This window comes from Chryseobacterium sp., assembly GCF_029240215.1.
In the GTDB taxonomy this organism is placed as follows: Bacteria; Bacteroidota; Bacteroidia; order Flavobacteriales; family Weeksellaceae; genus Chryseobacterium.
In genome coordinates, this window is sequence record NZ_JARBTK010000005.1 from 14,114 (window position 1) to 26,862 (window position 12,749).

The 12,749-nt window shown below is 34.2% G+C and carries 9 protein-coding genes and 14 tRNA genes; all 23 read left to right on the top strand.

All coding sequences use genetic code 11. From position 1 onward, the window contains the following. The first annotated feature begins 45 nt into the window (after positions 1–45). Positions 46–1,179, top strand: coding sequence for an AAA family ATPase (locus K0R77_RS11745; RefSeq protein WP_300352443.1), 1,134 nt, complete (start codon positions 46–48; stop codon positions 1,177–1,179). Beyond that, a complete protein-coding gene (locus tag K0R77_RS11750) occupies positions 1,152–1,895 on the top strand; it encodes a hypothetical protein (RefSeq protein WP_300352445.1) in 744 nt (247 codons plus the stop codon). Before K0R77_RS11745 ends, K0R77_RS11750 begins: the two co-directional genes overlap by 28 nt. Beyond that, positions 1,886–4,270 (top strand): hypothetical protein, encoded by a 2,385-nt coding sequence (locus K0R77_RS11755; protein WP_300352447.1) that lies wholly within the window; start codon positions 1,886–1,888, stop codon positions 4,268–4,270. The genes K0R77_RS11750 and K0R77_RS11755 overlap by 10 nt, the downstream gene beginning before the upstream one ends. Continuing rightward, on the top strand, positions 4,260–5,975 hold the full coding sequence (locus K0R77_RS11760; RefSeq protein WP_300352448.1) for an APC family permease: 1,716 nt from the start codon (positions 4,260–4,262) through the stop codon (positions 5,973–5,975). Before K0R77_RS11755 ends, K0R77_RS11760 begins: the two co-directional genes overlap by 11 nt. Continuing rightward, positions 5,968–6,984 (top strand): hypothetical protein, encoded by a 1,017-nt coding sequence (locus K0R77_RS11765; RefSeq protein WP_300352450.1) that lies wholly within the window; start codon positions 5,968–5,970, stop codon positions 6,982–6,984. Before K0R77_RS11760 ends, K0R77_RS11765 begins: the two co-directional genes overlap by 8 nt. A gap of 848 nt (positions 6,985–7,832) precedes the next feature. Next, positions 7,833–7,900 (top strand) — tRNA-His (locus K0R77_RS11770). A 104-nt stretch (positions 7,901–8,004) separates the two neighbouring features. Beyond that, a tRNA-Arg gene (locus tag K0R77_RS11775) sits at positions 8,005–8,078 on the top strand. Positions 8,079–8,085: 7 nt separating this feature from the next. Further along, positions 8,086–8,159, top strand: a tRNA-Lys gene (locus K0R77_RS11780). 6 nt (positions 8,160–8,165) lie between these two features. Next, positions 8,166–8,239 (top strand) — tRNA-Arg (locus K0R77_RS11785). A gap of 5 nt (positions 8,240–8,244) precedes the next feature. Then, positions 8,245–8,329: transfer RNA gene (locus tag K0R77_RS11790), tRNA-Ser, on the top strand. Positions 8,330–8,337: 8 nt separating this feature from the next. Beyond that, positions 8,338–8,408: transfer RNA gene (locus tag K0R77_RS11795), tRNA-Asp, on the top strand. A gap of 68 nt (positions 8,409–8,476) precedes the next feature. Continuing rightward, positions 8,477–8,548, top strand: a tRNA-Pro gene (locus K0R77_RS11800). 6 nt (positions 8,549–8,554) lie between these two features. Further along, positions 8,555–8,627, top strand: a tRNA-Glu gene (locus K0R77_RS11805). Between the two features lie 5 nt (positions 8,628–8,632). After that, positions 8,633–8,706: transfer RNA gene (locus K0R77_RS11810), tRNA-Met, on the top strand. A 6-nt stretch (positions 8,707–8,712) separates the two neighbouring features. Beyond that, a tRNA-Asn gene (locus tag K0R77_RS11815) sits at positions 8,713–8,784 on the top strand. Between the two features lie 313 nt (positions 8,785–9,097). Next, positions 9,098–9,179 (top strand) — tRNA-Cys (locus K0R77_RS11820). A gap of 403 nt (positions 9,180–9,582) precedes the next feature. Then, positions 9,583–9,655: transfer RNA gene (locus K0R77_RS11825), tRNA-Glu, on the top strand. A 207-nt stretch (positions 9,656–9,862) separates the two neighbouring features. Then, positions 9,863–9,935: transfer RNA gene (locus tag K0R77_RS11830), tRNA-Phe, on the top strand. Between the two features lie 6 nt (positions 9,936–9,941). Continuing rightward, positions 9,942–10,014: transfer RNA gene (locus K0R77_RS11835), tRNA-Gln, on the top strand. Between the two features lie 147 nt (positions 10,015–10,161). Continuing rightward, entirely contained in the window at positions 10,162–10,647 is a 486-nt protein-coding gene (locus K0R77_RS11840) for a ribonuclease H-like YkuK family protein (protein WP_116096719.1), read from the top strand. 102 nt (positions 10,648–10,749) lie between these two features. Then, a complete protein-coding gene (locus K0R77_RS11845; RefSeq protein WP_300352451.1) occupies positions 10,750–11,355 on the top strand; it encodes an ATP-grasp domain-containing protein in 606 nt (201 codons plus the stop codon). 228 nt (positions 11,356–11,583) lie between these two features. After that, a complete protein-coding gene (locus tag K0R77_RS11850; RefSeq protein ID WP_300352453.1) occupies positions 11,584–12,360 on the top strand; it encodes an ATP-grasp domain-containing protein in 777 nt (258 codons plus the stop codon). A gap of 11 nt (positions 12,361–12,371) precedes the next feature. After that, positions 12,372–12,743, top strand: coding sequence for a cyclic-phosphate processing receiver domain-containing protein (locus K0R77_RS11855; protein ID WP_300352454.1), 372 nt, complete (start codon positions 12,372–12,374; stop codon positions 12,741–12,743). Positions 12,744–12,749: the final 6 nt, after the last annotated feature.

Below are 12,749 nucleotides of genomic sequence, written 5' to 3' on the forward strand. Positions count from 1 at the left end.
AAAAAATCTTTGCGCCCTTTGCGTTTAAAAAATTAATTAAAATCAATGAATCAAAATATCAATAAACTAAATACCGTCCTCAATTACGTTAAAGACACATTCGTCGGAAAAAACGACGTTGTAGATCTACTCGGAATCTGCTTACTGGCAAGAGAAAATGCATTTCTCTACGGTCCTCCGGGAACTGCAAAATCTGCCATTGTAAGAACGTTGGCAAAAACTGTAAAAGACGGCAAAAATTTCGAATACTTGTTGACACGTTTTACAGAACCAAATGAGATTTTCGGACCTTTTGATATCAGAAAATTAAAAGAAGGGGAATTATTGACCAATACCGAAGGAATGATGCCGGAAGCGTCAATGGTTTTTCTGGATGAGATTTTCAATGCCAATTCAGCAATTCTGAATTCGCTTTTAATGGCTTTGAACGAAAAGATTTTCAAAAGGGGAAAAGAAACGAAAAATCTTCCTGCATTGATGTTTGTGGGAGCGAGTAACGTTCTTCCTGAAGACGAGGCTTTGAATGCTTTGTTCGACCGTTTTCTGATCAGAATTAATGTCGATTATGTACATCCCGATCTTCTTCAACAGGTACTTTTAGCCGGAAGAAAACTCGAAAATAATATTGAAACAGAAACTCCCGAAATCCTTTCAAATGAAATCAGGGAACTACAGAATTTGTGTAAAACGATCGACTTAAAACCGATTTACGAAGTGTATTTAAATACGATTATCAATCTTCGAAATACAGGAATCGCTATTTCTGATCGTAGAGCCGTGAAACTTCAGAATCTGATCGCCGCAAGTGCTTTGATTTGTGGCAGAAATGAAGCTATTCTTTCGGATTTATGGGTGTTAAAACATATTTGGGACACCGAAGAACAGATCGAAATTCTGGAAGGAATTATCAACAGAACGATTGAAAAAGACGACAATCCGAAATCTCATCCGCAAGCTTTACAAAACAAAACTCCGAATCCGGAAGAAGTCATGAAAGATGTAAAAATTCTGGTTGAAAAATGGGACAACGGAACCTTGAGCTTTGAGGAGCAAAATGTGATCAAAGATAAGTTAAGATACCTTCAAACCCGTTGCGACTGGATCAGAAATCCCGAGCAAAAACAGTACATTCAACAAGAAATCGAAAGTCTATGGCAAAAGATTCTTCAAACAGTGTAAAAGAATTTTGGGCAGAAATTCCCCGAGCTGATGAAGATTTTCTAGGCTCGATTCGTGACTGGAAAAATGTTCAGATCGCTTTGGAAGAAGATGTAATCTGGCTGAAAGGTTTTACCGATGAACAGGCTGTTTCGTCGGAAATTCAGCAGTTGCCCAATTTTTTGCTGTATGAATTAAGAGAAGGTCTTTTATTTCGAAAAGATGCTTTGGTCCCAAGTAAAAAAGTGAGGACGGCTTTGCTTTGGACGCCGATTGATAAAGCTTTGCGATTAACTTTTCCACCATCAAACCAGAATTTTTTCGGAATTGATGAAAAGATTGAAGTTCAATTAAAACCAAGCGAAGAAGAACAGTCTGCAACGGCGTTATTAAGTTCAATTGTTGAAATTAAAGACATGATTATTGCTTTACCAAAATTCAAATTGAAAAAATTGGATTGGATTGTGATTAATGATAAAGCATTATTTATAGGAAATCCTTTATTGAGTTTCCCTGGAAAAACATATTGGATGAAAGATGATCATCTTTTGCCGACAGGTTTTGATTTTGAGTTTAAAAATTTGAGCTCTTTACTTCAAAGAAAATACAATACAAGTCAGGATCAATGGCTTTTATGGAATGAAAACGGAAGTGTTTTACATCTTAATAAAGATGATTTCCGAAAATTGTCTGTAAGCTCATTCCGTTTAACTGAAAAATCTAAGGAATGGAATTAACACAGTATTTCCAATCATACAAAGATTATTTCTGGGAATGGACAACTGATGAAGATGTTCCCGATGATACCGTATATCATGAAAACAATCTTATTTCAATTCCGAATGTAGGGGCGATTGTTTACAGACCTTATGTGATTGAAGTTTTAAAAGAATTACAACCTCAAGGCTTGCCTCCATTTGGTGCGTTACTTCTTGTATTGTATGCTATACAAGATGGTTATTTAAATTTAGATGGAATTCTTTATCACATAAAAAGAATTCAATTAGATTATATTGATGTTGAAAAATTGAACATTAATGAGGGAATTAAATTTTTAGAAAATCTAAGAGCTTTAGGAAACAAATATAAAAAAGGGCAAAATAAGATTGTTCTTTTACAAACAGTTTTTGCTCATTCACCTGTCGTAGCTTCACCTGTTAATGCGGATTTGATGTTAAGAGTATACGCTAAAAGATCTTATATCATTGCAGAGTCAGCAAATAAAAAGGAATTGCAAGATTCGGTTATAATAAAAGATATTCGAACATTGGCTATATTGGGCTCGAAATTTCCTACAACAGAATCCATCATCAAAGCAATGAAAAATGATGTTGAAACTCCCGAACTGGAAGATGAAGTTGTACAGGAAGAAACCACCGTCGAAACCGATAAAGATTTTATTCAGGAATTAATTGAAGAACCAAAAACTTTTCAGATTGGAAGTTTGATTAAAAGAATCTGGAGCGGTCTGAAAATCCCGATGCGTCACCTTTCTCCCGGAGAACAGCCGATCGGAGGAATTTCTGATATGACCAACAAAGGTGATTTTAATAGAATGCTTTTGTCAGAATTTGCCAATGAAGATGAGGTTTTCATGAACCGTGTCGCGAATAATGAAGCATTGTATATTCAACGTGAAATTCCGCCTGAGGAAAATATTTTTGAAAGAATTATTCTCATTGATACTTCCCTGAAAAATTGGGGAACTCCGAAAGTTTTGGCTTTTGCATCGGCAATTGCAGTTATAAAACATCCGAAAGCGCATTCCGAATGTAAGGTTTTTGCATTGGGACAAACGAATATTCCGATTTCGTTGGATAAAGTGGAAGAAGTAGTTGAGAACCTGAATCAAGTGAGCTCGGTTTTGGAAGTTTCTCATGCACTCGAAAAGTTTTTTAATGAAGAACATAGAGAAAAAGATCTGGAAGTTTTTTTCATCACGCATCAGGAAAATTTAGTCAATCAAAATCTTCAAAAAGTGATTCATGAAAATAGAGACCGACTGAAATTTTTAGTAACAACTTCTTCGGACGGCGAGCTGAATTTTTATAAACATCATAAAGGAACACGAAAACACATTCAGAGAATTGTTCTTCCTTTAAAGGAATTGTGGGCAAATCCGCCACGACGAAAAAAGATCGTTGAAAATAACAATGGAAGAAAAACCGATCTTCCACTGAATTATCCGATCCTGTTTCCCAATCCTGTCAATAAGATGGCAACATTTTTATACGAAGGTGAATTTTTTATTTTAAGTAATAAAAAGCAACTTCTTAGAACTTATTTATCTGATAATTATTACGATAAGAAAAATTATCATGTATCGAAAATCTATCGGGGATGTGAAGTTGTAATCGAAAATATTTCTATAAAACCCAAAGGTCAGTTTGCATTAGCAAAAAATAAAAAACAGGAATTTATTCTCTGCCAGTATCAACCGGATAAAAAGCTGATTTCAAAATTGAATCTGAATACAAAAGAATATTCTGAATTGAATTTGACAGGAAGAAAAATACATTTCAGTTTAGAACTTATTTATTTTAAAAGGAACTTTTATCTGTGGCATGAAGATGCGATCTGGATTGAAGAAATAAACGTCGAAGGAAATATTGCGCTTGAAAATGTAAAGAATGATCATGAAATTCAGAAAAGCGTTTCAAAAGTTACAGGTGAGATTGAAAGACTTAATGATTATGAAAATAAGATATTGAGTAATTTTATGAATATTGGGATCAATGAAAATAAAAACATTGTCATATCAAATTATGAATTGCACAAAAGCTATCAAGGTGCGTTACAAATTTATAAAAACAGAACAGTTGCCAATATTATAGCAGAAAAAAATAAGAATAAATTTACATTTTCCGATGGCAGCGAAATTATTACAGATTCTCGCGGGATGCTCACTTTTAAAAGCAGCAACAAAAACATTCCTGTTTTTTATGTGCCAACATCGATCGGTGGTTTTCTTGCTTTGGCAACCAATACGGAATTCAGTGGTTCTGAATATTATTTACCAGAGACTACCTTGCTGAAAGTAAGAACTTCAGAGGAAATGTATACCGAATATTTTGAAGAATTTATCGATCAAATCTGGGAATATGGAGCTTAGAATAAAACCTTTTCCGAAAAATAATTATCCTAAAAAAGGACTTTTAATAAAAGGTTCTTCATCTTTGACATGGCTTCACGAGATGGAAGTTTTAGAGATAGATCTACATCAGGTTCGATCTTTTCCGATTCCTTCCAATGAGCCGAATGTTTTATTTGGTTGCTTTTTGATTTTTCAAAATAATGCTCCGAGTGAAATCGGAAGAAATTCTTATTTTCAGTGTATTGACGACAAGTTTTTTATTCCTGAAAACACCACTTTTTATCCAAAAATTAATCCCGAAGAATGGCAAAATATTGATTCGGAGTTTCTGATCATACATCCGGAATTTGGATTCGTAAAATTGATTGAAGAAATTGACTGGATCTCATTAATTCAAAATCCAAAACAATTCGAAGATAAAATCCGAAAGCCATCAAACGGCGTGAAAATCCCTCAGAAAATTGAGAGCTACACGGTGGAAATGGACGATGAAAAAGTTTTGGAATCACTTCAAAAGCCACAAACCGAGGAAGAATGGATGAAAAACCTTCCTTTTGATATGAAAAAGCTGATGGCAGGAAATAAAAAAGAGATCGAAAAATATCTAGATTATATCGAAAAATATCCTGACAGAGCGGTAGATCTTGGGATTCCGCTTGATGTAATGGGAACTTCCAGAGGTGATGGTTTTGCAAAATTTAAGTTTGAAAATACCTGGCTCGGAAAATTTTTCAGCGGAAACTCTTCAGGTGGTATAAATTCAACGTATTCTCAGAAATATCGTTGGATATTCTGGGTGTTTTTAATTGCTATCGGATTGGTAAGATTATTCATGTTTTTGAATAAAAAAGAACCTGTACAAAACGCTCCGATGGCTTCATCCGGAAAGGTTTCGGATGTGGATAAAAATATGATGAAACCTATCGTTGCTTATCAATCCGGCGTTACGGATATTGATATGAAAATTGATTCGATGTATGGAAAAAAGAGGCGTGAACTGACGGACGAGCACATGAAAGCATCATTATATCTTAGCGATCGGGATAACGGAAAAAGCTATGAAGAATATATAAAGAAAGGCGGAAGACCGATTAATAAAATTCAGGAAGATATTTTTAAATTTAATGATAAAAAAGATATTGCAACAGATTCTTTAAAAATAGTTTACAGCAAAAAAATCGTAAAATACTTAGCTCAAAACGAAGAAAAATATAAGAAAAAAATTACAGATTCTCTAAACAAAATAAATTCCGGAAAACCTGCCGATCAGGGAATTGTAAAAACGATCCTGAAAAAGAAACAGATATTAATAGAAGATTCATTGGGACGTATATACGGAACAAAAGAATATATTGAACCGTCGATTGATCCGAATAAAGCAAAAAAAGTAGAAACATTGGAAAAGGAAAAACCTTACTCAAAACATAACATCTCTTTTTCGGAAATTATTTGGTTAATCATTTTCATGACGGGCGTTGTCGGGCTGTATTCTTTCATTGTAAAAAGAAGATCTTTAAATATCGGAGGCGATAATGTTCCAAGTGGGATTAAAATTTTTCTTGTCATTATACTTGTTGCCATGTTAGCGTATATTTTCTATCCTTTGATCGAAATGTTCGGCTACAACTGGTTTGTATGGATTCTTATTATCGGTGTTGTGTTGCTTCTTTACCGTCTTTTTAGCGAAGACAAAACCATTTTAAAAACAGATAAAGATGAATAGGCAGAAGTTTACAGACAAATTTATGGCGGCATTTTTTATTCTGATAATCATAAAGGTTATCGGGATTTTGGCGCAGCTTTTTCATAAAAGTTTTTGGAGTGTTCTTGGTACTTTAGCGATTTTTGCGATCGTCGCTTTTATCATTTTCTTGGTGCTTCTTCGTTTGGAAGACAAAGAAAAAACAGGAAATTCATCTGGAAGAAAAGGCGGTGGCGGAAGTTCTTATATTGAAACCTCACTTTTCGACAGAATCAGAAATAAATATGAAGATCTCGCCCAAAAGTATCTCGATGAAAAGGATTATAAAAAGGCAGCAAAAGTATATATGAATCTTCTTCGGGACAATTATCGTGGAGCAAAAACCCTGGAAGATGGAGGTTTTTATAATGAAGCAGCGGTGATTTATCTTAAAAAATTAAAAAACAAATCTGAAGCAGCAAACTGTTATGAAAAAGCAAAACAATACAGAAAGGCAATTGATTTGTATAAAGAGCTCGAACAAAAAGAAAAAGTAGGAGATCTGTACAGGCAAATTAATGATACAAAAAATGCAAATACTTATTATCAAATGGTTGTAGACGATTATGTGAGCAATAATCAGTTGGTAAAAGGTTCATTAATTTATCGTAAAAAAATGGAAATGCCGGATGAAGCACAGAAAATTTTATTAAAAGGATGGGAAGAAGATCGTGACGCATTCAATTGTCTGAATAATTATTTTGCGAATATTTTTGATGTTAAAAAACTCGATCAGCAGATTCAGGAATTGTATGAGAAAACCCCTTCGGATAAAAAGATCACCTATCTTGAAGCCATAAAATATGAATTTAAAAAAGATCCGAAACTTCAAAATATAACAAGAAATATCGCCTACGAAATCATCGCCGAAAAAGTAGCCACCCGTTCTGAAATCGTCAATGAATTAAAATATTTCAATCCTGATGATGAGGTGATCTTGAAAGATATTTCGAGGTATAAGACAGGGAGGAATAGGATGTTTAGGAATTGATTTTATTTGTCATTGCGAACCGAAGGTGAAGCAATCTAAATTAAATAAACCTATTTTCTGCTCGAGATTGCTTCGATGGTTTGCTTCTCGCAATGACAAAATTAACAATTAATTAAGAAAAACATTTATCTTTGCACCAATAAAATTATGACAATACAAAGAGCACATATCAGTTTAAATCTTTGCGATCGCCCTGTACTAAAGGGATCGTTTGGATATGAATGGATGATATTGGATGAGGCGAAATGTGCTTGCTTTGAAAATTATTTACTGTAAACTCGTAAAAATTTAATCAAAATACTGCAGAAACGCCTCGATGATCGGGGCGTTTTTTGTGTTTTTAAGGCAGAAATTATTTAGAATGAAAAAAAATAACCATAAAAGTGAAAATTATTTAATCAACAATGAACAATTAATAAGAAAATAAAGCGTGATCAATAACCCGGTGAGAGACAGTCATTTAGGTAATTAAGATATCTGTAAAATATTACGGACAAAAATTCTCTACGCTGAAAATAGAGTATAATCAATTGATTTTCAAATAGTTGATTGAAAAATAAATTTGTGAGTTAAAAAAAATCATACTTACTTTGCAACCGAAAATTAAAAGCAACACGTTTTTAATCTTTCAAAAAAACAATTTTAAACAACAAGAATATAATGAAACAATTACATAACATATCTAATCAGTATTCAAAACGACACGGACAAGAGCCGATGGGACTTGCGTGTATTCTTGATAGTGAATTTGTGGATAAAAGGTGCTTATATAAATGGGTCAGCTAATGTAGCGACACGTCAAAATATATAAAGCGCCTCTCGAAAAGAGGCGCTTTTTTTATGGTTTCTTTAGCTTATTTGGTAAAGCGTCGGTCTGTGGAACCGGAGAACAGGGTTCGATCCCCGGAGATACCCAAAGTGAAAATCTCATAGCTCAATGGGTTGGAGCATCGGTCTGATTAGTGAATTCAAAAAAGAAATATAAAATTCATGAACAATCCTTCTGGGATTACAAAATATAATCTTGTAGCTCAATTGGATAGAGCGTTGGTTTACGACACCAAAGGTTGAAGGTTCGAGCCCTTCTAAGATTACAAATAGAATCTCATAGCTCAAATGGTTAAAGCACCGGTCTTTTAAACCGGGGGTTGAAAGTTCAAATCTTTCTGGGGTTACAAAAAGATTTCGTAGCTCAATTGGATAGAGCATCGGTTTTCTAAACCGAGGGTTACAGGTTCGAACCCTGTCGAGGTCACAAAAGGAGAGTAGGCAAATATTGGTTTGTTGCGGCTTACTGCTAATGAGTTCTACGACAGTAGTGAAGGTTCAATTCCTTTACTCTCCGCAAAAAAAGGTCTATTGAGGTAATGGTAACCTGTCCGACTGTCTCTTGGACACCGCGAGTTCGATTCTCGCATAGACCGCAACGATTCATGGATAATTTCCGATCCGACTGTCTCTCGGAAAAGAATTTTGAAGTGAATCTGCAAAACTGGAAAGATAACGGTGGTTGTTTACCCGCCTTGGAGGCGGGAGGTCATAGGTTCAAATCCTATTTTCCAGACAATTTGCTCCATTCGTCTAATGGTTTAGGACGGCTGCCTTTCGAGCAGTAAATAAGGGTTCGATTCCCTTATGGAGTACAAATGATTTCGTAGCTCAATAGGTTAGAGTATCGGTTTCATAAGCCGAAGGTTGAAGGTTCGAGTCCTTCCGAAATTACAAAATGATTCTGTAGCTCAATGATAGAGCGCTGGTCTGTTAAACCAGAAGTTGAAAGTTCGAGCCTTTCCGGAATCGCGAATAACTAAATGTTAATTGTTTCAAAAGAGAAGAGAAAAGGTTTGTCAAGCGCAGAAGATCTTTACGCCAAAAACACAATATAGACAGGCTTTTTCTTAACTCAAAAAATGAAAATTAATAAGTAAAGGTTGGAAGATAGAAGTTTTAAACATAATATAAATTTTTAAGTAAAATAAAGTTTGTCAAAGCGCAGAAGTTCTTATATCAAACAAAAATTAAGACAGGCTTTATTTTAATAGAAGTTAGAGGTTAGAAATTAGAAGTTAGTTTAAAAATTACTGATTACTAATTGCTGATTACACATAAAAACGATGGTTCGCCGAAGTGGAAGAGTCGGGGCGGTCTGCAAAACCGTTGTGAAAACTGAGTGGGTTTGAATCCCATAACCATCTCAAATAACTAAAATGAGATTAGTTCCGAAGAAAAAATAAAAGTTTGTCGAGCGTAGAAGTTCTTATATCAAACTAAAAAAAATAATGACAAGCTTTGTTTTTCTTCAAATGAGAAATTAGATGTTAGAAGCTAGAAGTTAGAATGAAGATTTGAATTATTTATCAACTATCATTTATAAAATCCGGAAGTACGCCGAAGTTGGAGAGTCGGGGCAGATTGTAAATCTGTTGCTTCATTGCTGAGTAGGTTCGAAATGCTTAGCATTCGTGAATTCATTAAAAAAAGAATTAAAAAATTCATGAACAATCCTACTACTTCCACAAAACCGCTGATAATGTAATGGCAGCATGCAGGAAATGTACTCTTGTTGTTTAGGTTCGATTCCTGGTCAGTTGGTTAATTGCTCTATTCGTCTAACGGTTCAGGACACCTGCCTTTCGAGCAGAAAACAAGGGTTCGATTCCCTTATAGAGTACAGAATATAAGTAATTAATAATGTGCAATGAGTAATAATTGCAAGCGTAAATTTTTAAATATGAATTATAATATTACCAATTAAACATTATTTATTACCAATGAAAAACTTGCGAGAATGGCGGAAATGGTAGACACACTTGATTTAGGCTCAAGGTTTTGGGGGTTCGACTCCCTCTTTCCGTACAAAAAAGTATTTAAAAAACTTGGAAGAGTGGTGTAGCAGGTCTGCACGTTAGTCTGAAAAACTAAAGGTACAGGTTCGATTCCTGTCTGTTCCGCAAAACTGATTCATAGTGTAATTGGTCAGCACATAAGACTTTGACTCTTGTTGTTCAGGTTCGAGTCCTGATGAATCAACAAAAAAAGTTGCATTAAAAAGCTCTGTTTTCTTAGCTGAGTGAAACGCCTTTGCGAACCTTAAAAACAGTTAGTAGGTAAAAAACTTTGCGCACTTTGCGTTAAAACAAATATTTAAATAAAACAAATTTAAAACATGTAGAAAAAATGGAAACGCAACAACAAACATGGCAAAACATGACCGGAAAAATTTTCCAACACTCTATCACACAGTTGGTAGAAGAAGCCATCATCCGCGAACAGGCAAATGGACACCGACTGAAAGTGTGTGTGGGTTCAGACTCTCACGTTTATGGTGATGCCATTAATTATGCTACGGCAGTTGTCTTTATTCGTGAAGGAAAAGGAGCGTTTACCTTTATCAGAAAAGAAAGAGAAATACAGAATATCAGTATCAAAGAGCGAATGTTGAACGAGGTCAACAAATCCGTAGAAATCGCCTATGCAATTTGCTCTATTCTGGAAACTTATGATGTGGAAATGGAGGTACACGCAGACATTAACACCGATCCGGATTTCAAATCCAACGTTGCTTTGAAAGACGCAATGGGATATATTCTGGGAATGGGTTATATATTTAAAGCAAAACCTTACGCATTCGCAAGTTCTAATTGTGCTGATATGATGGTGTAATAAATTTAGCTGGAATCGGGAGGATGGAAGCTTGAAGTTTTTTTAAAGTATGAATTTAACTTCCTTCATCCAGCTTCCAACTTCCATCCAAAAAAATAAATTATGAAAACAATTTTAATCATTAACGGAGAAAAATACTGGAAAGATTATTTTGCAGGATTTAATGTGGTTCAGAAGAAAGTTCAGACCTCAGAATTTATCGTAAAAGATTCTTTGTATGTCATTGATGCAGATGGAGTTTGCAAACCGGATATTATTTTCTGGAGATTGGGAGCTGTAAATCCTGAAGCAAAACATAGAAATATTTTGGAATTGATTGAATATTCCGGAGTTCCTTGTGTGAATTCAGCTTCAACATTATTAATGGGTTATGAAAGATTATCAATGTTAAATAGATTGAAAAGACTTGGATTACCTGTAATTGATTTTAATGTAGCAACCAATACAACCCAACTGAAAAATCTGGAAATGCAGTTTCCTTTTGTGGTTAAAGTTGGAAATCATCATGGCGGATACGGAAAAAGTCTGGTTTCAACCGAAGAACAATGGGAAGAACTGAAAGATTTACTCTTTATTCATCAGGATTATATGACGACAGAGAAATTTATTAACTATAAATATGACATTCGTTATATGGCTATAAATGATAAAGTTTGGGCAATGAAAAGAAAAGGCAAATATTGGAAAGCCAATTCTTTAACCCAATAATATCAAATTATCCAACCGGAAAAAGAATGGATAGAAAAAGTACAACTGTTACAGGAAAAGATCAAAGCAGATATCGTTGCGATTGATTTTCTGGAAACAGAAAACGGAGAAAAAGTGATGTTAGAATACAACGATATTCCCGGACTTTCAGGATTTCCTGAAGATGCCAAACTGGAATTATCAGGTATTGTAAAAAGTAAATAAAAGAACCTTAAAAAACTAATAACCATGTATTTTTTAGTTCAGGCTAATGTATATTTAGATCCCGATCATTACAAAATTTTTGATACGTTGGAAGAATTAAATATTGACTATGATGTCATAAATATTCCACCTAATGCAGAAAAAATAGACTTCGAAACAGACAGAAAAGATGTTTTCGTGTATGGTTCGGTGACGATTGCAAGATTGGCAAAACAAAATACCGACTGGTTTCCAGGTTCTTTTTACGGAGGAAATCACCTGTATAAAGTGTATTCCAAATATTATGGTGAAAACCTTTTGAATCATAACGTTTCCGTTCATAAAATTTCAGAACAATTGATTTGGAAAAAAGATGAGTTCAAATTCATCAAACCTTATAATGAAGCGAAAATTTTTACTGGAAAAGTTTTCAGTGAAACAGAATGGAAAGATTTTGTTTTTGAATCACTGGAAAATAAATTAAACAGAATTACAGAAGATTCTTTGATTCAGATTTCTGAAGCAAAACGAACTATAAAAGAAGCAAGACTTTGGATTGTTGGCGGACAGATTATCGATGCAGGATATTATAAATTTAATGATAATGCGCCTTTCGAAGAAAAAGTTTCAGATGACGGGTTGATTTTCGCCAATGATATGATCCAACTTTTCAATCTTGAAGAAGCTTTTGTTATGGATATTTGTTTAACGGATGAAGGCTGGAAAGTTGTTGAAATAAATTGCATCAATAGCTCCGGATTTTATCCAAATACCAACGTGAAAAGTATTATCAAAGCATTGAATATTTACTTTTCCAACTAAAAAATAAAGCGATGGAACTTACAAAAAGATTATTATTTCTGGATGATATAAGATATCCCATTGAGGCTTATCATTATACAAAACAGGATATTTTCCTCAGAAAAGACTGGCATATCGTTCGAAATTACGAGCAGTTTGTCAACAGGATTTTGGAAAAAGGACTTCCGGAAATGATTTCTTTTGACCACGACCTTGCAGATGAACATTATTTAAAACCAAATTCTCAGGAATTTGTAGAAAAAACAGGCTACGATTGTGCAAAATGGTTGATAGAATATTGTATAGATAATTACTTAGACTTACCAAAATTCTACTGCCACTCCATGAATCCTGTGGGAAAGGAAAATATTGAAAGCCTTTTAAAAAATTTCAAAAACTATTAAAAACTA

What these genes read in the sequence shown, in the direction of transcription:
- K0R77_RS11845 (WP_300352451.1), top strand. Translation starts at nt 10,750, where the DNA reads ATGAAAACAATTTTAATCATTAACGGAGAAAAATACTGGAAAGATTAT.
- K0R77_RS11750 (WP_300352445.1), top strand. Translation starts at nt 1,152, where the DNA reads ATGGCAAAAGATTCTTCAAACAGTGTAAAAGAATTTTGGGCAGAAATT.
- K0R77_RS11855 (WP_300352454.1), top strand. Translation starts at nt 12,372, where the DNA reads ATGGAACTTACAAAAAGATTATTATTTCTGGATGATATAAGATATCCC.
- K0R77_RS11755 (WP_300352447.1), top strand. Translation starts at nt 1,886, where the DNA reads ATGGAATTAACACAGTATTTCCAATCATACAAAGATTATTTCTGGGAA.
- K0R77_RS11850 (WP_300352453.1), top strand. Translation starts at nt 11,584, where the DNA reads ATGTATTTTTTAGTTCAGGCTAATGTATATTTAGATCCCGATCATTAC.
- K0R77_RS11745 (WP_300352443.1), top strand. Translation starts at nt 46, where the DNA reads ATGAATCAAAATATCAATAAACTAAATACCGTCCTCAATTACGTTAAA.
- K0R77_RS11840 (WP_116096719.1), top strand. Translation starts at nt 10,162, where the DNA reads ATGGAAACGCAACAACAAACATGGCAAAACATGACCGGAAAAATTTTC.
- K0R77_RS11765 (WP_300352450.1), top strand. Translation starts at nt 5,968, where the DNA reads ATGAATAGGCAGAAGTTTACAGACAAATTTATGGCGGCATTTTTTATT.
- K0R77_RS11760 (WP_300352448.1), top strand. Translation starts at nt 4,260, where the DNA reads ATGGAGCTTAGAATAAAACCTTTTCCGAAAAATAATTATCCTAAAAAA.